This window comes from Pedobacter polaris, from assembly GCF_005116505.1.
GTDB classification, from domain to species: Bacteria; Bacteroidota; Bacteroidia; order Sphingobacteriales; family Sphingobacteriaceae; genus Pedobacter; species Pedobacter polaris.
On the sequence record NZ_SWBR01000001.1, the window covers coordinates 1,401,644 to 1,422,252 of the forward strand.

Sequence of the window (20,609 nt, forward strand, 5' to 3'; positions counted from 1 at the left end):
CTATGCGTAAATCTTTATTCTCGCTCTTGCTTTTATTAGTAACGGTCCAGATTTCAATTGCACAAAACGAAGCAAGCCTTTTAAGCCCACTGATTAATCAATATCAGGCAGACGAAAATATGCTCAATCGTAAATATACTTTAAAGCGTTCTGAAGAATATTTTAAAAGAATGGAAAGTTTTTATGCCAGCTGGTTAACCAAATTAAAAACACTGCCATTCGCAAAGCTTACTGTAAATGAGAGAGTAGATTATATTTTGCTTAAACGTGATATAAATGTAGATTCAAGAACTCTACAAGAAAGCTACACAGAATTTAAAGCTACAAATTTTACCATTCCTTTTGCAAATGCATTGATCGACTTTGAGCAAAAGCGTAGAGTAGGAAAACAGCAGGATGGAAATGCTACTGCAAAAACCTTTACGCAATTGGTATCAGTTATAAATGCCATTACCAAAGCTTTTGAGAATAAACAATTACAAATTAATCCTGTTCAGGCCAATTGGGCACAGCAAACGGTAAATCAATACCTAACTGTTTTTACAGAAGCCTATAAGTTTTATGATGGATATGATCCCCAATTTACAAAAGCAACTAAAAGTGTTTATCCCGATGTGTTAAATGCCTTAAGGAGTTATGCTACAGAATTAGGTAAATCCGCAAAACTATCAACCACCAAAGACGATGGAAGTGGTATAATCGGCAATCCGATTGGGAGAAATGCTTTTTTAAACCTGCTGCAAGACGAGATGATTGCTTATACACCTGAACAAATTGAAGCTATTGCAATGAGAGAATTTGCTTGGTGTGATGCAGAAATGTTAAAGGCATCTACTGCGATGGGCTTTGGCAATGATTGGAAAAAGGCGTTGGAAAAGGTAAAAACCGATTATCCAGAATTAGGTAAACAACCAGAACTAGTTTATGAACTGGCTAATGAGGCAATTGATTTTGCAGAGAAAAATAAGCTATTAGATGTGCCAGAGATTGCCAAAGAAGGTTGGAGAATGAGAATGCTTAGCCCACAAGAGCAACAATTTGCACCATTCTTTTTAGGAGGAGAATCTGTATTGATAGCTTACCCTACTGAAGATATGAGTGAAGATGCAAGGATGATGACATTGAGGGGGAATAATAAACATTTTTCTAGAGCAGTAGTTTTCCATGAATTAATACCTGGTCATAATCTCCAATATTTTATGCAAAGTAGATATAAACCTTATCGTAGGGGCTTTAGCACCCCATTTTGGACAGAGGGCTGGTCGTTATATTGGGAAATGTTACTTTGGGATAAAAACTTTGCTAAAACACCAGAGGATAAAATAGGTATGTTGTTTTGGAGAATGCACCGTTGTGCCAGGATTATTTTCTCTATGAATTATCACTTAGGAAAATGGACACCAAAACAATGTATAGATTTTTTGGTAGAACGAGTTGGTTTTGAAAGAGCTAATGCCGAAGCTGAAGTTCGAAGGTCTTTTACTGGTGGTTACGGACCACTTTACCAAATCGGCTACATGTTGGGTGGTTTAGAATTTAGAGCTTTACATAAAGAACTAGTAACAAGCGGCAAAATGAGCAATATTCAATTTCATGACAGGATTTTAAAAGAAAACAACATGCCAGTAGAAATGGTAAGAGCTCTTTTAACCAATCAAATATTGCCTGAAAATTTTACTACAAAATGGAAGTTCGCAGGTGCAATAAATTAAAAACAGACAAAACCTATAGCTCATTTGATTCACAGAGCCCCAACACTTTATGTTTTTTTGTATAGCAAAGTACACACTTTTTAACATAATTTAACATTTTTTTAAGTTCAAATAAAGATTTAATCAGCTGATAGTTAATGTTTTATTGTTAAATTTAGTATTTAGTATTTTTCTTTGGTATAGGTATTGATTATAAGCTTGCAAATAACAGTAACGCTTATTTGTAAACTCAATATTATGAAACCAAAATTTTTAAATTATTTGCCAGCGGCTTTAGCTGGATTATTTATCTCAGGTGCTACAATGGCACAAACTACCACTACAACTTCTGTTGAACCAATGAGAACTTGGTCTATAGGTGTTAATGCAGGTGTCCTAACTGGAGTATCTCCATTAGGTGGCCAAAATGATTTTTCAAATTGGAAAAATAGCTTTGGATATGGATTGTATATTAAAAAGCAAATTACACCTGGTTTTTCTCTACGTTTAGATGGAAATAGAGGTCAGGTTAAAGGTGATAATTCACAACCTTATGAAGACGGAACTGTAAATACAAGTCCAATTAGTGCTTACTCTACAGATTTAAATTATTCAGCTAGCTTAAGTGCGGTTGCCAATTTATTTAATTGGAGCATGTTTAAACAACAAAACAATGCTCAGCTTTATGTTTCTGCAGGTGGTGGTTTTGTAAACTATACACCAACTGTTACTACAGCAGCTAATGTTAGCACAGAAATGCCAACAAAAAATAAGATGATTATTCCTGTTGGTTTAGGTGCTAAGTTTCGTTTAGCAGAAGCTATTAATTTAGATTTAGGCTGGACAATTAGCTTTGTTGATAATGACCAATTTGATGGTTATGCAAGAGGATCTAACGATAAATATAACTATGGTTATGCGGGCTTAGAGTTTGCGTTAGGTAAGGGAAAACAATTGGCTTTCTTTAGTCCAACTGCTGCAACTTATGACGAAGCTATCGCTGCTAAAAATATAGCAAACGGTTTAAAATCTGATTTAGATGCCCAAAAAGCAGAAAATGCTAGATTACGTTCAGATATGGATGGCTTGTTAAAAGATAGCGATGGTGATGGTGTTGCTGATAAATTAGATAAATGTGCCGGAACCCCTGCAGGTACTGTAGTAGATGGTGCTGGTTGTCCTTTAAAAGTTCCTGCACCACAAGTAACAGAAAGAGTAATAGTTACTGAAGCAGATCGTAAAGTTGTTGCTGATGCGATTAAAAACTTAGAATTTGATTTGGGTAAAGCAACAATCCGTTCTAAATCTTATGCTACTTTAAATAGAGTTGCTGCATTATTAATGGAGAAAAACTTTAGCTTAAAATTGGCTGGTCACACAGATAACACAGGTTCTGATGAATTGAACATGCGTTTATCTAAAGACAGAGCAGAATCAGTTAAATCTTATTTAGTGTCTCAAGGTGCCAATGCAAGTAGAGTTGAAGCAACAGGTTATGGTGAAAGCCAACCAATTGCAACAAACAATACCGCAGCTGGTCGTCAACAAAATAGAAGAGTAGAATTTACTTTATACTAGTAAAAAACTAAGTCTTAAAAAAAGCGTCCCGATTTTCCGGGACGCTTTTTTATTTATTATTGTAACTTTTTTGTGGCGAAATGTTTTTTTTGTATGTTTGGTTTACCTAACCTATCTAAATGAAAAACATGTTATACCACCTTTTGCAGGGCACACCGATTGCCATATCGACTTTATCGGTAAATACCCAAAAAATATTTTTAAGGTTAAATCAAGTTGTTAAGCATGGCTTATTAACACGCAATCAGCGAAATCAAATTTTCGCCTGGATGAAATCAGCAGTAATAGGCATAATACGTCTTAAGTCCAATTGGCCTGAGGCGCACTTTTATCATCTTAAAACGGGATAACATATTCTTATAGTTTCTTGAAGTACCATGCTTTATAAATCCATTCTATGTGATTTAGTGAAGGAGTGTGTTCTTTTTGCACTGTCATTTCAACTTGTTTTTTAACAAGTTCCATCCCGTTTATCATAAAATTAAGCCTTGCGTATTACTATGACATTTCATTCTATTGATCTGCTCTTTCGAATCTATTATAAGCCGCTTTGTAAGTTTGCACAGCAATTGATATCAGATGTTGAATTAGCTAAAGATTTAGTACAAGATGCCTTTATTGCCTACTGGAATAATAAAGAATCAATAGCTGATCATGAGATCGCTATTAAAAATTTCTTATACTCATCCATTAGGTATGCCTGCTACAATATTTCACGACATGTTAAGGTTCAGGAACGCTATTTCAAAATTCATCAGGCCGCTCTCTATGAAGATTCTTTATTGCTTCAAGATATGATAAGGGCAGAACAACTGGAAGCCATCTATAGGTTAATTAATACTTTGCCTAAAGCCTGTATGCATATTTTTTATCTTGGATATGTAGAAGACCTGAGTAACACAGACATCGCAAAAAAATTAGGTATTAGCATTAATACCGTTAAAACGCAAAAAAGAAGAGGTTTAAAAATGATAAGGGAAAAAATAAATGATTTATTTTAAAAAAGAGAAATCCTTGTCACCCCATATCATACTTTAGGTTTCTTTACTTTAATTCACACCTAACCATCTACCTATGAAAATTGTACCTACTATTAAAACAAAAGAAGACATCCCAAGATCCTTTGGCGTAATTTTCTTTTCCACCTGATCAGCCTATACTTTTTTAACGAGCTGACCACAATTACATGATGTGTTGTTGGTCCTTTCTAGTGTATTGTTTAGTTTTTGATTTTTAATACTACTAAATCTATATTATATGTTGTTTAACTATGTTTTGTCCTTAAAAAGGATGAGGATACCTATTGCTGCAGTTTTCTGAAGTGAGGTGCCTTTTATTTAAATAAATGCCGTGCATTTATAAGTCTAATTATTATTTAAAATTAAAACTAAATTATGAAAAACCTAAGAACCCTGATGTTATTGATCGCTTTTGTAGCGGTAATTTCTTCATGTAAAAAAGACAAAATTGTAGACGGAGTTTCAGAACCAGAAACCACAATGAGTACTGAAGATGCACCTAATTATAATATGTGCACCATACTAAGTCCAGATGGTACCACCCCTAGAGGTGCCACTATTAAAGCTAAACAATGGCCAAATAGATCTATTATTAAAGTAAGCTTAAATGGTTCTACATTAGCCATCCGCAATAAAGTGATCCAGTATGCAAGTGAATGGGAAAAATATGCAAATATCGATTTTCAGTTTGTAACCAATGATAGAACTGCTCCAATTAGAGTAAGTTTTGGTGCTACTGGACACTGGTCTTATATGGGTACCGATGCTAAATTAATAAGCTCGAGAAATCCAACGATGAATTTACAGTTTACCAATGCAAATACCGATGAGGATATCCGCCGTGTAGCTACTCATGAATTTGGACATGCATTGGGTATGATCCATGAACATCAGCATCCTAATGTAAATATTCCTTGGGATAAACCATTGGTTTATGATTATTATGCAAGAACACAAGGTTGGGATAAAGCAAAGGTTGACAATAATCTTTTTGCTACCTATACCCAAGCACAGACTAATTTTAGCGCGTATGACCCAACTTCGATCATGCATTATCCTGTAGAAGAAGAATTGACAATAGGTGCTTATGCGGTGGGATGGAATACTGATCTTTCGGCAACAGACAAAGCTTTTATTGCAGCAGTTTATCCAAGATAAAATAAATGTAGTTATTATCGGGGGCAAGCGAACTTGCGTTTGTCCCCTGATAACTTTTTACTATTCCTTTTAGTTGATGGTTGGGCTTACATCTATAACCCACATCAGAAATATTCATTTTGATTCTTTTTAAAGATTTGGTGTAACTCGGCCGATCGGCAACCCATTTTGCTTTTTAAAGTAAATATCTTCCTGTCCTAATTAAATAAAGGTATTTTTTCATTGTAATATCTCCTGCAAAACATAATTAATGTCGGCTTTTGCACACAATAATCATCTTGATAAAATATTTTAATTTTCTATTTGCTTTCTAAATATTAATTATTAAATTTGTTATGCAAGCATAGTAATTAATGAAGCAGAAAGAAACAGTAGATTATTTTTTAAAGGTGGTTTGGCAAAATGTCTCAAACACCTACAACCAAATTGCAAGTGGTTTTGGTATTACGCAAGCTATTGGCTACGTTTTAATCAATATTGAGGCCGAAGGAACAGCTGTGTCTGCTTTAGCAGCCCTGCTTGGCGTAAAGGCAACTAGCTTATCGAGAATGTTAAACAACATGGAAGAGTTGGGTTTAATTTATCGTGAAACTTCTACCGGAGATAAAAGATCTGTAAAAGTATTTTTAACACCATTTGGAATAGAAAAAAGAAAATTGGCCAGTAATGTAGTTATTAAGTTTAATGAATACCTGAATGCAAAACTAAGTGCCAAAGAAAAAGAGCAATTGATTTTAACCTTAGATAAAGTAAACCAACTTACACTGGCCTACGCCCCTATAAAAGATCATGATGAACAAAAAAATAAATAAAGTAGCAGTATTAGGCTCGGGTATTATGGGTTCTCGTATTGCTTGCCACTTCGCTAATATTGGCGTAGAGGTTTTGCTTTTAGATATAGCGCCAAAAGAATTAAATGCTGAAGAACAGGTAAAAGGATTGACTTTAACGCATCCAGCAGTTAAAAATCGTATTGTAAATACGGCTTTGCAAACAACTGTAAAAACTAATCCATCACCAATTTACTCGCAAAGTGTTTTAAAAAGAATTAGCACAGGTAATTTTGAAGATGATATGTCTAAAATTGCCAATTACGACTGGATTATTGAAGTTGTAGTAGAAAATTTAGACATCAAGAAAAAAGTATTTGAACAAGTAGAACAATTCCGTAAACCTGGTACTCTGGTAACTTCAAATACATCTGGTATTCCAATACACATGATGGCCGAAGGTAGAAGTGATGATTTTAAAGCTAACTTCTGCGGAACACACTTTTTCAATCCACCTCGTTATTTGAGGCTGTTAGAAATCATTCCAACACCAGCTACAAATCCTGATATAGTAGATTTCTTAATGCACTATGGTGATAAATTTTTAGGTAAAACAACCGTACTATGTAAAGATACACCTGCATTTATTGCCAATAGAGTTGGCGTTTACTCTATCATGGCTTTACTACATTTGGTAGAAAAAATGGATTTAACGGTTGAGGAAGTAGATAAGTTTACTGGTCCAGCATTAGGCAGGCCAAAATCTGCTACTTTCCGTACTACTGATGTGGTAGGTTTAGATACCATGATTAAAGTATCAAAAGGCTTATACGATAACTGTCCTGATGATAAAGCACACGATTTGTTCAAGCTTCCTGAATATGTTCAGAAAATGGAAGCTAACAATTGGTTGGGCGATAAAACCAAACAAGGATTTTATAAAAAGACAAAAACTGCCGAAGGCAAAACAGAAATACTGGCACTTGATTTAAAAACACTAGAATATCGTCCGCAAGAGAAAGTTAAATCTGCCACTTTAGAAATGACTAAAACCATTGAAAAAGTTGCGGATAGAATGAAAGTATTTGCAACCGGTAAGGATAAAGCAGCTGAGCTATTTAGAGCTTCTTTCTTTGGTTTGTTCGAATATGTTTCAGATCGTATTCCTGAAATTTCTGATGAATTGTATCGTATTGACGATGCAATGAGAGCAGGTTTTGGTTGGGATTTAGGTCCGTTTGAAGTTTGGGATGCAGTGGGTATTCAAGCTTCGCTAGATGGGATGAAACAATATGGCCACACACCAGCAGCTTGGGTAACAGAGCTATTGGCTGCAGGATATACTTCATTTTATAAAATAGAAGATGGTATAAAGAAATACTATGATATTCCTTCTAAAAGCTATAAAGCAATTCCTGGTGCTGATGAATTTATCATCCTTGATAATTTAAGAGCAAATAAAGTACTTTGGAAAAACGGCGGTGCATCAATTATCGATTTAGGCGATGGTATCATCAATGTAGAATTTCATTCTAAAATGAATACCATTGGTGGAGATACACTAGCAGCAATCAATAAAGCTATTGATATGGCCGAAAAGGATTACCGAGGTGTAGTAATTGGAAACGATGGGGCAAATTTCTCAGCTGGTGCCAATGTAGGGATGATTTTTATGATGGCAGTAGAGCAAGAATGGGAAGAGTTAAATATGGCTGTTCGTTTGTTCCAAAATACATCAATGAGAATTCGATATTCATCAATTCCGGTGGTAGTTGCCCCTCATAATTTAACTTTAGGTGGTGGTTGTGAGTTTAGTTTACACGCAGATTTTGTGCAGTTAAATGCAGAAACTTATATGGGCTTGGTAGAATTTGGTGTTGGTGTTATCCCTGGTGGTGGAGGAAGTAAGGAGTTTGCTTTGCGTGCATCTGATGAATATAAAGCCGACCAAATTGTGCAGAACACCATGAAAGATCGTTTCTTAACCATAGGAATGGCAAAAGTTTCTACATCAGCTGTTGAGGCGTTTGAATTAGGTTATTTACAAAAGGATAAATTCGCAATCAGCATGAACCGAAGTCGTTTAATCGCCGATGCCAAAGCAAAAGCAATTGAATTAGCAGACGCCGGTTATACTAAACCTATTCAACGTAAAGACATTAAGGTTTTAGGTAAGCAAGGTTTAGGAATCGTTTATGCAGGCGCAAATACCATGTATTCTGGCAATTACATTTCAGAACATGATAAAAAAATCTCTGAAAAACTAGGTTGGGTAATGTGCGGTGGAGATTTATCTTCACCAACAGAAGTTACAGAACAATACCTTTTAGATTTAGAGAGAGAAGCCTTTTTATCACTATGCGGAGAAAGAAAGACACTTGAAAGAATTCAGTCGATAGTTACAAAAGGCAAGCCACTTAGAAATTAGATGTGCTTAACCGTCTCGTCATTGCGTGGCACGAAGCAATCCCTTTAGGGTTTTATTTCGCTTTAAGATTGCTTCGTGCCTCGCAATGACGGCAAGATGTATAAATAACGATAAGTTAAAGATAATATGGGCTTAATTGCCTAAGAAATAATATCAAAAATATGCAAGAAGCTTATATTATAGCCGGTTTAAGGACGGCAGTGGGGAAGGCTCCCCGAGGTGTATTTCGTTTTACAAGAGCTGATGAATTGGCGGCAAATGTAATTAGGGAGTTAGTGGCTTCGGTTCCGAATTTGGATAAGGAGCAAATTGATGATGTGATAGTTGGTAATGCAACTCCTGAAGCAGAGCAAGGTTTAAACATTGCCCGTATGATCAGCTTAATGGGCTTGGATACTGATAAAGTTCCTGGAGTAACCATTAACCGTTATTGCGCATCTGGTTTAGATACCATTGCAACAGCAGTGGCGAAAATTAAAGCTGGTATGGCCGATTGTATTGTTGCTGGAGGTGTAGAGGTGATGTCGGGCATGCCATTTGGTGGTTGGAAATTAGTTCCAAACCCAGAGGTGGCTAAAACCAATCCAGATTGGTATTGGGGAATGGGCCTAACTGCAGAAGCCGTAGCTGCAGAATACAACGTAAATAGAGAAGACCAAGATGAGTTTTCATTTAACTCTCATAAAAAAGCGGTTGAAGCAATTAAAAATGGCCATCTAAAAGCTGGCGTTTTACCCATTACGGTAAACGAAAACTTTTTAGATGCGAATATGAAGAAACAAACTCGTTCTTATGTGGTAGATACAGATGAAGGTCCGAGGGCTGACACAACTGTAGCGGCTTTGGCTAAATTGAAACCAGTTTTTGCAGCAAATGGCTGTATTACGGCTGGTAATTCCTCGCAAACGTCAGACGGTGCTGCATTTGTTTTAGTTGTTTCTGAAAAGAAAATGAAAGAGTTGGGTGCTGAGCCAATTGCTCGTTTGGTAAGTTATGGTGTAGCAGGCGTTCCACCACGTATCATGGGAATTGGGCCAATTGAAGCTATTCCAAAAGCATTAAAACAAGCAGGTTTAAAACAAGATGACATTGATTTAATTGAATTAAATGAAGCCTTTGCATCACAATCATTAGCAATTATCAGAACATTAGGTTTAGACCAAAGTAAAATCAATGTAAATGGTGGAGCGATTGCATTAGGGCATCCACTAGGATGTACTGGAGCTAAACTATCTGTACAAATATTTAATGAATTAAAAAGACAAAATAAAAAATACGGAATGGTAACGATGTGCGTGGGAACAGGGCAAGGAGCAGCAGGGATATTTGAGGTGTTTTAGTATCAATATATGAGTATAAAGTATCAAGGCCGTATAATGAGCAAAACAAACAATTAGAATAAGTGATAATAAAGATATTGAGAGTTTGGGTTTTAGAGTATATCCTCGATACTTGTTACTCGATACTTTTTAAATATGCATAATTTCAAAGATTTAAAAGTTTGGCAAAAAGCTATTGACTTGGCAGTTGATATTTACAGAGCAATGGCATTATTGCCGACAAATGAGAAATATGGCTTGGTTTCACAGATGAAAAGATGTTCGGTTTCAATATCTTCAAATATAGCAGAAGGAGCAGGGAGAGGAAGTGATGCACAATTCAAGCATTTTTTAAACATAAGCCAAGGTTCTGCATTTGAGTTAGAAACTCAGCTTATCATTTCAAATAAATTAGAATTATTAGATGGTGATTTAACTAAAATTCTTGTTGATCAAACAACAGAAATTCAGAAAATGATTTATTCTTTAGAGAGAAAATTAACTAGAAATTAAACTTAGCGATTGTTGAGTGTCTCGATACTTGATACTCGCTACTTGATACTTATTAAAATGAAAAAAACAATTAAAGGTGGCGAGTTCTTAATTACAGAAACCACTTACCAGGATGTATTTATTCCTGAAGAATTTGATGAAGAGCAACAAATGATTGCGCAAACATGCCGTGATTTTTTAACGCAGGAGATCAATCCAATTTTAGATAGGATTGATAGTCAAGAAGAAGGTTTGATGCCTGCTTTGATGGATAAGGCAGGAGAGCTGGGTATTCTAGGTGTTTCAATTCCTGAAGAGTTTGGTGGCTTTGGCAAAAACTTCAATACCTCTATGTTAGTAGCGGATGTTTGCGGCGCTGGACACTCTTTCGCAGTAGCCTTATCGGCACACACTGGTATAGGTACCTTACCAATTTTATATTACGGTAATGAAGCTCAAAAGGCAAAATACATTCCGAAATTAGGGACAGGTGAATGGAAAGCCTCTTACTGTTTAACAGAACCAAATTCTGGGTCTGATGCGAACTCTGGTAAAACGAAAGCAAAACTAACTGAAGATGGAAAACACTATGTAATCAACGGGCAAAAAATGTGGATTACCAATGGTGGCTTCGCAGATATTTTTATCGTTTTTGCAAAAATTGATGATGATAAGAATTTAACAGCATTTATCGTCGAAAAAGATTTTGGTGGTATTACCATGAATCCCGAAGAACATAAAATGGGGATCAAAGGTTCATCAACCCGTCAAGTATTTTTTAATGATTGCCATGTGCCAGTTGAAAACATGCTTTCGGATAGAGAGAATGGATTTAAAATCGCTGTAAATATTTTAAATATTGGGCGTATTAAATTGGCTGCTGCAGCAATTGGTGGTTCAAAAGGGGTGTTGAATCTTGCTGTAAATTACTCAAATGAGCGTGTTCAATTTGATAGACCTATTTCTAAATATGGCGCGATCAGATTTAAAATCGCCGAGATGGCAACTAAAATTTATGCTGTAGAGTCGGCAAATTATAGAGCAGGACAAAATATTGATGATGCTTATGATGAATTAGTGGCTGGTGGAATGGATGCAGGAAAAGCAAAACTAAAATCTACCGAGCAATTTGCTGTAGAATGTGCTATTCTTAAAGTTTGGGGCTCAGAGGTGTTAGACTACGTAACAGATGAAGGTGTTCAAATTTATGGTGGAATGGGCTTTTCAGCCGATGCACCGATGGATAGATCATATCGTGATGCACGTATCAACAGAATTTTTGAAGGTACAAACGAAATCAATAGACTTTTAACAGTTGATATGATGTTAAAACGTGCCATGAAAGGCGAATTAGATTTAATGACTCCTGCAACAGCTGTAGCAGCAGAACTGATGTCTATTCCTGATTTTGGAGAAGAAGACACAACCTTGTTTGCAGCAGAGAAAAAAATTATCTCAAATCTAAAAAAAGCAACATTAATGGTAGCTGGTGCTGCGGTTCAAAAGTTAATGATGAGCTTATCAAAAGAACAAGAGATTTTAATGAGTATCGCCGATATGGCAAGTTATGTTTACGTAGCAGAATCAGCTATGCTTAGAACAGAAAAATTAGTTTCATTGCGTGGAGAAGAGGCTTGTAAGGGGCAGATTGATATGATGAAAATATATTTTGTAGAAGCAGTTGATGGTGTTCAAAAAGCGGGTAAAGAGGCTTTATGGGCATTTGCGGAAGGAGATGAACAAAGAATGATGCTAGTAGGTTTACGTAGGTTTACCAAAATGGAGCCATTTAATGTGAAACAAGCTCGCCAGAATGTGGCTCAACAAATTATAGAAGCGAATAAGTATATTTTTTAAGAAAGCTGAAAGACAAAAGCTGAAGGTTAAAGCGAAGATTTGTGTAGATACAATCTTGCTTTAATCTTTGGTCTTTCAGTTTTTGACTCTCATAATTGTTAAATTTGGTTAAAAATTGTGCTAACGGCAATAAAAGCTTATTTTTGTGCAATTATGTTAAAAACCAAAATTTTATTAGGTCTATTTTTAATAGTAGGAGTCTTAACTTCTTGCAAAAAAAATAGCTATGATGCAGATGAGCAACTTAAAAAAGACGACGCGTTAATTTTAGATTTCATTGCAAAAAACAGCATTGTTGCCGTAAAACATAGCTCAGGGTTATACTATCAGATTTTAAATCCAGGAACTGGCAATGAGGTAACAACATCAAATACGGTAACTGTTAATTATCAAGGTAAACTTTTGGATGGGTCTGAATTTGATAAATCTACATCACCTGTTTCTTTTTCATTAGCAGGAAATTTAATTCAAGGTTGGAAAATTGGAGTTCCTTTGATTAAAAAAGGTGGTAAAATCCGATTAATTATTCCATCAGTTTTAGCTTACGGAAATGAATCTCCAGGAGCAGGAATTCCCCAAAATGCAGTTTTAGATTTTACAATCGACTTAATCAATGTACAATAATATACAAATGCGTAAAAAAATTACATTATATACTGTTGCCTTATTGGGCATGATAGTTCTTTTGAATTCTTGTAAAAAAGAATATGAATCAATTGAAAGTATTGATGATGCAAAAATTCAGGCTTACATCAAGCAGAATAATTTAACAATGACAAAAGATCCATCAGGATTTTATTATCAAGTTTTAGATCCAGGTACTGGAACAGTAGTCCTTAATAAAGATTCTATTTTCTTTAACTTAAACGTTCAGTCATTGTCTGGTACAAGTTACTATACTACCGCCCAGTATAGCAATGAAGGTACGTATTTAGGTTACATGGTGCCTCCTCCTTACAGAATTGCATTAAACGGGATAAAAAGAGGAGGAAAGGTTCGTGTTATTTTGCCTTCTCATTTAGCGTATGGTAAAAATGGATCGGGAGCAATTCCATCAAATGAAATTATCTCTTCAACTCTTACTATTTACCCAGAAGCTTCACAAATTGATATTGATGATAAGTTAATACGAGATTTTTTAGCAGCAAAAGGTATTACTGCCACCAAAAGTCCATCAAGAGTTTATTATCAAGTTTTAACAGTTGGTACTGGAATCTCAGTTGATATTGCTTCAACTATTACTGTAAAATATGCTGGTAGATTGCTGAATGGTTCAGTATTCGATCAATCAGTTGGTGACGCAACGCTACAATCACCATTATCCAGCTTAATTAAAGGATGGAAAGTATTGCTAGGTATGCAAAAAGGGGCTAAAGTAAGAATTTTTATCCCTTCAGACCTTGGTTATGGACTTGCTGCACAGACTAGTATTCCTGCCAGTTCAGTTTTAGATTTTGATATTGAATTGGTTGATGTAACAAACTAATTCTTCAATATAAATTGAAAGCCATCAATTTATATTGATGGCTTTTTTATGTTAAAGCCTTTTTATACTCTTTCAAAACCCTATCTCTTGCAAAAGTATGTTCTACTATTTGAGGCGGTGCAAGAGTTAGCTTATAAGCTGGTGCCCAACGAAAAACATATTCCATTTTAGGGTCGAATTTTTTAAGTTGAAGTTCTGGATTAAATACTCTAAAATACGGAGCTGCATCGTTACCAGAACCACAAGCCCATTGCCAACCACCTACATTGCTTGCTTGCTCATAATCTAAAAGTTTTTCTGCAAAGTAGGCTTCGCCCCAACGCCAATCTATTAGTAAATGCTTACAGAGAAAGCTGGCAACAACCATTCTTACTCTATTGTGCATAAATCCACTTTCATTTAGCTGCCTCATCCCAGCATCAACTAGAGGATATCCTGTATTTCCTTCGCACCAAGCCTCAAATTCTTTTTCATTATTTCTCCATCTAATGTTGTCATAAGCAGGTTTAAAAGCTTTGTTTGGGATATGAGGGAAATGCCAAAGTATCATCATATAGAAATCTCTCCAAGCCAATTCAGCAAGCCATTTCTCTGCTTTATGTGCTATTGCTTTTTTTGCAGCTGTTCTAATGCTCACTGTCCCAAATCTTAGGTGTAATCCAACGTGTGTAGTAGCATCAGCTGCCGGATAATCTCTCTTCTTCTCATAAGAATCTAGCTTCCTCTCAAAGTCTAGTGTAGGAAATTCCAGATCAGAAATTGTAAAGCCCATTTCATTAAGCATAGGAAATGGTAATTCTTTTGTAGGAAGAAGATTTTGTAAATACCTTTCTGAAGGGTAAGGTTTTACGTAGAAATCATTTAGCATTTTGTGCCAAACTCTAAAATATGGTGTAAAAACTGTATAGGGCTTCCCATCAGCTTTAACTACCTCATTTTTTTCGAAAATTACCTGGTCTTTAAAACTATAAAAATCTATTTCTTCGCTTCTTAAGAACTCCGCTAGATTATCGTCTCTTTTAGTTGCATACGGCTCATAATCATGATTGGTATATACAGCCTTTATTTGGTATTGGTGCAGAATTTCGCCCCATACATTTTCTGGAGTACCGTATTTTACGATGATAGAAGAATGGTTTTTACTTAATTTTTCCTGTAATTTTTTTAATGTTTTATAAATGAAAGTAACTCTTGCATCAGTTTTATTTTGGAGTTTTTCTAGAATTTTTTTGTCGAAGATGAAAAGTAATAAAACAGGATATGAGCCTTTTAACGCATGATAAAGAGCAGCATTATCTTCTAATCTTAAATCTCTTCTTAGCCAACAGATACTAATGGGTTGTTTCATTTATTATAGATCGAATCTAAAGCTTCATCAAGGTTAACATAACTAAATTTGTAGCCTGTATTTAAAAGCTTTTGCACCATTGTGTTGTTACTCATTAATGGTAAAATACACATTTCACCCATTAAAGATTTTAAAGCAAATTTAGGAACATGAATTGGCCAAACAGGTCTATTTAATCTTTGGGCTATTCTATAGGTTAATAATTTATTAGTAACAGGAAATGGAGCAGAGGCATTATAAGCACCAGCCATCTCCTTATCTTCAACTGCCTTTATAAAGATTTGTATAATGTCATCTATATGGATCCACGGCATCCATTGCTTACCGCTACCTAATGGAGCGCCCACAAAGAATTTAATTGGTTTTGCCATTGCTGCTAATGCGCCATCGTTTTTGCTCAAAACTAAGCCAATTCTTATTTTAACAACTCGAATACCAAGTACTAAGCCTTCATTGGCCGCATCTTCCCATTTCATACAGCATTCAGATAGAAATCCAGTGCCGCTATTACTATTTTCTGTTAAAATCTCATCCCCTCTATCGCCATAATAGCCTACGGCAGATGCAGAAATGAAGGATTTTACCTGTGTTTTTGTTTCTTGTATGGTTTTGTATAGTAGTTTCGCAGAAAGAACACGACTATCAATGATTTGCTTTTTTCGTTTATCTGTCCATTTTTTATCTGCAATGCCTTCTCCCGCTAAATGGATAACTGTGTCTATTCCATTCAATGCATTTACATCCATTGTTTGGTTGTAAACATCCCATAAGTAAACCTTAACACCATCAATAGCTATTTGCTTTCTAGTTAATATAGCAATCTCATGTCCTAATGCTTGTAATGCAGAAATAAGTTTCCTGCCAACTAAACCCGTGGCTCCGGTTATTAAAATTTTTTTCGACATACCCTAAAAACCCTTAATTCTAATTTTGGTTTTGATTGAAGCAAGATAGCTATTTACTTTAAGTTATTGTGTCAACATTTTTATAGTTTAGAGTACAAAATCATAATCAATTATGAACATTATGTTTAAAATGTGTTAACCGTATGTAAAAAATAGGATGTTTAAAAGGGTATTTGCTTAAAAATGCGGATATTGCAACCCAATATAAATGGCTACGGATATGAGCAAGAAGATTTTAGTTTGGTTTAGGAATGATTTACGTCTGCATGATAACGAAATGCTGGTAGAAGCCATTACTAAATCTGATGAAATTTTGCCTGTTTATTGTTTCGATCCGCGTCAATTTGAGCTTACCCGCTATCAAACTATCAAAACTGGGGCAATTCGCACAAAGTTTTTATTAGAAAGTGTTCAAGATTTACGTAAGTCTTTCCAAAATTTGGGAGGGGATATTTTAATCATAAAAGGAAGACCAGAAGATATCTTGCCTGACCTAGTAAATAAATATGATATTGCTGAAGTTTATCACCATAGGGAGGTTGCAAGCGAAGAAACAGAAATTTCTACCTATGTTGAAGATTTACTTTGGAAGCAAAAAGTAAACTTAAAACATTTTATTGGCCACACACTATATAATAAAGAAGATTTACCTTTCCCAATTAAGGATATCCCAGATGTTTTTGCGCAATTTAAAAAGAAAACAGAAAGAGATGCTATTGTAAAACCTTGTTTCTTAATACCAGAAACTATCAATTTTGTAAAGGTAGAAGACTGGGGTTTTTTACCAGAATTGAGTGACTTGGTAGTAAACGAAGATCTAACCGATTTACCTCAAAATTCTGAATTTAAGGGGGGAGAAGAAGAAGCATTAAAACACCTTCATAATTTCTTGCATACTGGAGAGGGGATGGCCTTAGCTAATGCATCTTTAAAAAAGAATGAAATTGTATCTAAATTGTCTCCTTGGCTAGCGCTAGGCTGTTTGTCGCCGCGAGAGGTGTATTGGAAGATGAAGGAGGCAGAAGCGAATTATGGATTAAAGCCTTATTTTAATCAGATTGTTGTTGGTCTTTTATGGAGAGATTATTATCGCTTCATGTTTAAGAAATATCGGAATACTTTTTTTAAGCCAGAAGGGTTTAAGGTAAACGGTACACAAGTTGGTAATACTGATAGCGAATTATTACTTGCCTGGAAAACAGGGAATACTGGACAGCCATTGGTTGACTCTATAATGCAGGAATTAAATACTACAGGTTATATCAACAACGCATCAAGGCAATTAGTTGCAACTTATTTAATTTTCGAATTGAATATCAATTGGGTGATGGGTGCTGCTTACTTAGAAGAAAAACTGATCGATTATGCACCAGCAAGTAATTGGGGGAATTGGGCGAATATAGCAGGCGTAGGAAATGATCAACGTTTAACCAACAGTTTTGATTTTGAGAAACAACTTAAGGCTGTAGATCCAAAGGGAATTTATGCCCAAGCTTTAAGAGCATAATTTTTAATTATTTTCCCAGAACTAGGATTTTAAAAACTGTGAGAATTATATTTCTAAGTAATAAAATAGAGTAACGCTAATATTCTCTTAAAAAAAGCGTTTTTTATTTGATTTTATTCTGAATATTATTCCCATTTCTTAAGGTAAAATCCTAATTTTGCAATACTTATCGTAAAAACACAAAATGGATAACTTATCTTATCTCAATGGCGCCAACGCCGAATATATAGAGTCATTATATCAGAGCTATAAAGAAGACCGTAATTCAGTAGAATTTGGCTGGCAGAAATTTTTTGAAGGCTTTGATTTTGGAAGAGGAGGCGATGCTGCCAACGTGAGTCCAGAAACTCCCGATCACTTTTTAAAGGAAATAAACGTATTAAATCTAATCAACGGTTACCGCCAACGTGGTCATTTGTTTACTAAAACAAATCCGGTTAGAGAAAGACGTAAACACTCACCAACGCTAGCAATTGAAAATTTTGGTTTATCAAAAGCTGATTTAGATACTGTATTTAATTCGGCAATTGAAACTGGTATTGGTACACCAGCAAAATTAAGCGAGATAGTTGCTTTTTTAGAGCAAACTTATTGTGTTTCTATTGGCGCTGAATATTTATACGTACGTACTCCAGAAGTTTTAAAATGGATACAGACTAAAATGGAAAGCGAGCGCAATACGCCTAAGTTTTCTATTGAAGAGAAAAAACGCATTCTTACTAAATTAAATGAAGCAGTAAGTTTCGAGAATTTTTTAGGGACTAAATTTTTAGGACAAAAACGTTTCTCTTTAGAGGGTGCGGAGGCGTTGATCCCTGCCTTAGATTCAGTAATTGAAAAAGGTTCTGAGTTAGGTATTGAAGAGTTTGTTATAGGAATGGCCCATCGCGGCCGTTTAAATGTGCTTGCCAATATCATGCAAAAAACATACAAAGATATTTTTGCAGAATTTGAAGGTAAGGGTTACAGTGCGGAGTCTCCATTTGGTGGGGATGTTAAATACCACTTAGGTTATTCAACAGACATAACTACAAATGCTGGTAAGAGCGTTCACTTAAGCTTATGCCCTAATCCATCTCATTTAGAAACAGTAAATGGCGTGGTTGAAGGAATGTCTCGTTCGAAAATTGATTTTAAATATGCTGGTGATAACAATCGTTTAGCACCAATTTTAATTCATGGTGATGCTTCTGTTGCTGGACAAGGTATAGTGTATGAAGTGATACAAATGGCTGGTTTAGAAGGTTATAAAACTGGTGGCACTATCCACTTGATAATTAACAATCAAATTGGTTTCACTACGAATTACAAAGATGCTCGTTCAAGTACTTATTGTACAGATATTGCTAAAGTTACTTTATCTCCAGTTTTCCACGTAAATGGAGATGATGTAGAGGCTTTAGTATATGCTATTAATTTAGCGATGGAGTACCGTCAGAAATATAAAAATGATGTGTTTATTGATATTTTATGCTATCGCAGATTTGGTCACAATGAAGCTGATGAGCCAAAATTCACACAACCATTGTTGTACAAAGCGATAGAAAAACATGCTAATCCGCGTGATATTTATATTGATAAATTAACTAAAACTGGTGAACTAGAAGCTGGTTTGGCTAAAGAGATGGAGAAGCAGTTTAAAGGTATTTTACAAGAACGTTTAAACGAAGCTAAAGAAATAACATCAACTTACGCTGATGTTAAATTTGGTGGAGCCTGGGCAGATATGCGTTTGGCTACAGCAAAAGATTTCGACGTTTCTCCAGATACATCTGTTAAAAAAACAACTTTACTAGAGGTAGCAAAACGTATTTCTACTTTACCAGCAGATAAAAAATTCTTCAAAAAAATTGAAAAATTATTTGATGAGCGTAATAAAATGGCAACCACTTCTCATGTTTTTGACTGGGCAATGGGTGAACAATTGGCTTACGGAACTTTATTAGCTGAAGGTAAAAGAGTTCGTTTAAGTGGACAAGATGTGAAAAGAGGAACTTTCTCTCATCGCCACGCAGTATTAACTTTAGAAGATAGCGAAGAAGAATATATTCCATTAGCTAATATTTCAGGTCAACAAGCACAATTTGATATTTACAATTCTCACTTATCAGAATATGGTGTTTTAGGATTTGAATATGGTTATGCAATGGCAAATCCAAATGCATTAACGATTTGGGAAGCACAATTTGGAGATTTCTTTAATGGAGCTCAAATTGTAGTTGACCAATATATTGCTAGTGCAGAAACTAAATGGCAAAGAGAAAATGGTTTAGTAATGTTATTGCCACACGGTTATGAAGGTCAGGGTCCAGAGCATTCTTCTGCACGTATTGAACGTTTCATGGAGCTTTGTGCTGATTATAACATGCAAATAACCAATTGCACAACACCAGCAAACTTCTTTCACGCCCTACGTCGTCAATTTAAACGCGATTTCCGTAAACCTTTAGTGGTATTTAGCCCTAAGAGTTTATTGCGTCATCCACTTTGTGTTAGTCCATTAGCAGATTTTACCGATGGTAAATTTAAAGAGGTTATTGATGATGTAAATGTTAAACCTGCTGATGTTAAACGAGTAGTTTTCTGTAGCGGTAAAATTTATTACGATTTATTGGAAACTCAGAAAGCCAACCAAAAAGGAGATGTAGCCTTGGTACGAGTTGAACAATTGTATCCAACTCCTGTTGACCAAATGGAAGCAGTATACAAACGATATAAAAATGCTAAGGATGCAGTTTGGGTACAAGAAGAACCTGAGAATATGGGCGCTTGGCCATACTTGTTACGTAGGTTGAGAAAAACTTCATTTAGCCAAATGGATGTGATTTCAAGAAAAGAAAGTAGCAGTACAGCAACCGGTTATGCTAAACAACATGCCAATCAACAAGCTTACATTGTATCTACTGCCTTTGATGTTCCTGTAACTGAAAAAGTAAAAGAGATTGTAAAAAAAGCAACAAAAAAATTAGTTAATATAGACTAGCGCTAATCGTAATTGCCCCGCGTGCAATTACGCTAGACGTTTTACGCAATACGCCAAACAAAAAAATA

Annotated in this window: 15 protein-coding genes; 13 read left to right on the forward strand and 2 right to left on the reverse strand. The window is 35.3% G+C overall.

Annotated elements, in window-relative coordinates; all coding sequences use genetic code 11:
- Positions 1 to 2 precede the first annotated feature (2 nt).
- The 11 genes from FA048_RS06240 to FA048_RS06290 all read left to right on the forward strand — a co-directional run bounded on the left by FA048_RS06240 (position 3) and on the right by FA048_RS06290 (position 13,798).
- Complete coding sequence (locus FA048_RS06240) at positions 3 to 1,712, forward strand: DUF885 family protein (RefSeq protein ID WP_136839323.1); 1,710 nt, start codon at positions 3 to 5, stop codon at positions 1,710 to 1,712.
- A gap of 237 nt (positions 1,713 to 1,949) precedes the next feature.
- Positions 1,950 to 3,269, forward strand: coding sequence for an OmpA family protein (locus FA048_RS06245; protein ID WP_136839324.1), 1,320 nt, complete (start codon positions 1,950 to 1,952; stop codon positions 3,267 to 3,269).
- A 500-nt stretch (positions 3,270 to 3,769) separates the two neighbouring features.
- Entirely contained in the window at positions 3,770 to 4,270 is a 501-nt protein-coding gene (locus FA048_RS06250; protein WP_136839325.1) for a sigma-70 family RNA polymerase sigma factor, read from the forward strand.
- A gap of 393 nt (positions 4,271 to 4,663) precedes the next feature.
- Positions 4,664 to 5,446, forward strand: a complete 783-nt coding sequence (locus FA048_RS06255) for a M12 family metallopeptidase (RefSeq protein WP_136839326.1) — start codon at positions 4,664 to 4,666, stop codon at positions 5,444 to 5,446.
- 353 nt (positions 5,447 to 5,799) lie between these two features.
- Positions 5,800 to 6,258 carry a MarR family winged helix-turn-helix transcriptional regulator gene (locus FA048_RS06260; RefSeq protein WP_136839327.1) on the forward strand — a complete coding sequence of 153 codons (459 nt, stop codon included), beginning with the start codon at positions 5,800 to 5,802 and terminating at the stop codon, positions 6,256 to 6,258.
- Entirely contained in the window at positions 6,239 to 8,644 is a 2,406-nt protein-coding gene (locus FA048_RS06265; RefSeq protein WP_205943442.1) for a 3-hydroxyacyl-CoA dehydrogenase/enoyl-CoA hydratase family protein, read from the forward strand. Before FA048_RS06260 ends, FA048_RS06265 begins: the two co-directional genes overlap by 20 nt.
- 161 nt (positions 8,645 to 8,805) lie before the next feature.
- A complete protein-coding gene (locus FA048_RS06270; RefSeq protein WP_136839329.1) occupies positions 8,806 to 9,984 on the forward strand; it encodes an acetyl-CoA C-acyltransferase in 1,179 nt (392 codons plus the stop codon).
- 135 nt (positions 9,985 to 10,119) lie between these two features.
- Entirely contained in the window at positions 10,120 to 10,476 is a 357-nt protein-coding gene (locus tag FA048_RS06275; protein ID WP_136839330.1) for a four helix bundle protein, read from the forward strand.
- A 57-nt stretch (positions 10,477 to 10,533) separates the two neighbouring features.
- Positions 10,534 to 12,312, forward strand: coding sequence for an acyl-CoA dehydrogenase family protein (locus FA048_RS06280; protein ID WP_136839331.1), 1,779 nt, complete (start codon positions 10,534 to 10,536; stop codon positions 12,310 to 12,312).
- Positions 12,313 to 12,465: 153 nt separating this feature from the next.
- Entirely contained in the window at positions 12,466 to 12,936 is a 471-nt protein-coding gene (locus FA048_RS06285; RefSeq protein ID WP_136839332.1) for an FKBP-type peptidyl-prolyl cis-trans isomerase, read from the forward strand.
- Positions 12,926 to 13,798 (forward strand): FKBP-type peptidyl-prolyl cis-trans isomerase, encoded by an 873-nt coding sequence (locus tag FA048_RS06290; RefSeq protein ID WP_136839333.1) that lies wholly within the window; start codon positions 12,926 to 12,928, stop codon positions 13,796 to 13,798. The genes FA048_RS06285 and FA048_RS06290 overlap by 11 nt, the downstream gene beginning before the upstream one ends.
- A gap of 46 nt (positions 13,799 to 13,844) precedes the next feature.
- On the opposite strand, the gene FA048_RS06295 is transcribed toward FA048_RS06290, so the two are convergent.
- Both FA048_RS06295 and FA048_RS06300 read right to left on the reverse strand, forming a co-directional pair.
- Positions 13,845 to 15,146, reverse strand: coding sequence for a cryptochrome/photolyase family protein (locus FA048_RS06295; RefSeq protein ID WP_136839334.1), 1,302 nt, complete (start codon positions 15,144 to 15,146; stop codon positions 13,845 to 13,847).
- Positions 15,143 to 16,051 (reverse strand): TIGR01777 family oxidoreductase, encoded by a 909-nt coding sequence (locus tag FA048_RS06300; RefSeq protein WP_136839335.1) that lies wholly within the window; start codon positions 16,049 to 16,051, stop codon positions 15,143 to 15,145. The genes FA048_RS06295 and FA048_RS06300 overlap by 4 nt, the downstream gene beginning before the upstream one ends.
- 220 nt (positions 16,052 to 16,271) lie before the next feature.
- Here FA048_RS06300 and FA048_RS06305 point away from each other — a divergent pair, with 220 nt between their 5' ends.
- Positions 16,272 to 17,558, forward strand: a complete 1,287-nt coding sequence (locus tag FA048_RS06305; RefSeq protein ID WP_136839336.1) for a DASH family cryptochrome — start codon at positions 16,272 to 16,274, stop codon at positions 17,556 to 17,558.
- A 184-nt stretch (positions 17,559 to 17,742) separates the two neighbouring features.
- Positions 17,743 to 20,541, forward strand: a complete 2,799-nt coding sequence (locus FA048_RS06310) for a 2-oxoglutarate dehydrogenase E1 component (RefSeq protein ID WP_136839337.1) — start codon at positions 17,743 to 17,745, stop codon at positions 20,539 to 20,541.
- Positions 20,542 to 20,609: the final 68 nt, after the last annotated feature.

Excerpts from the sequence above, each read along its gene's own strand:
- FA048_RS06310 (WP_136839337.1), top strand. The coding sequence starts at position 17,743 with ATGGATAACTTATCTTATCTCAATGGCGCCAACGCCGAATATATAGAG.
- FA048_RS06305 (WP_136839336.1), top strand. The coding sequence starts at position 16,272 with ATGAGCAAGAAGATTTTAGTTTGGTTTAGGAATGATTTACGTCTGCAT.
- FA048_RS06285 (WP_136839332.1), top strand. The coding sequence starts at position 12,466 with ATGTTAAAAACCAAAATTTTATTAGGTCTATTTTTAATAGTAGGAGTC.
- FA048_RS06240 (WP_136839323.1), top strand. The coding sequence starts at position 3 with ATGCGTAAATCTTTATTCTCGCTCTTGCTTTTATTAGTAACGGTCCAG.
- FA048_RS06300 (WP_136839335.1), bottom strand. The coding sequence starts at position 16,051 with ATGTCGAAAAAAATTTTAATAACCGGAGCCACGGGTTTAGTTGGCAGG.
- FA048_RS06245 (WP_136839324.1), top strand. The coding sequence starts at position 1,950 with ATGAAACCAAAATTTTTAAATTATTTGCCAGCGGCTTTAGCTGGATTA.
- FA048_RS06280 (WP_136839331.1), top strand. The coding sequence starts at position 10,534 with ATGAAAAAAACAATTAAAGGTGGCGAGTTCTTAATTACAGAAACCACT.
- FA048_RS06270 (WP_136839329.1), top strand. The coding sequence starts at position 8,806 with ATGCAAGAAGCTTATATTATAGCCGGTTTAAGGACGGCAGTGGGGAAG.
- FA048_RS06260 (WP_136839327.1), top strand. The coding sequence starts at position 5,800 with ATGAAGCAGAAAGAAACAGTAGATTATTTTTTAAAGGTGGTTTGGCAA.
- FA048_RS06275 (WP_136839330.1), top strand. The coding sequence starts at position 10,120 with ATGCATAATTTCAAAGATTTAAAAGTTTGGCAAAAAGCTATTGACTTG.
- FA048_RS06265 (WP_205943442.1), top strand. The coding sequence starts at position 6,239 with ATGAACAAAAAAATAAATAAAGTAGCAGTATTAGGCTCGGGTATTATG.
- FA048_RS06255 (WP_136839326.1), top strand. The coding sequence starts at position 4,664 with ATGAAAAACCTAAGAACCCTGATGTTATTGATCGCTTTTGTAGCGGTA.
- FA048_RS06290 (WP_136839333.1), top strand. The coding sequence starts at position 12,926 with ATGTACAATAATATACAAATGCGTAAAAAAATTACATTATATACTGTT.
- FA048_RS06295 (WP_136839334.1), bottom strand. The coding sequence starts at position 15,146 with ATGAAACAACCCATTAGTATCTGTTGGCTAAGAAGAGATTTAAGATTA.
- FA048_RS06250 (WP_136839325.1), top strand. The coding sequence starts at position 3,770 with ATGACATTTCATTCTATTGATCTGCTCTTTCGAATCTATTATAAGCCG.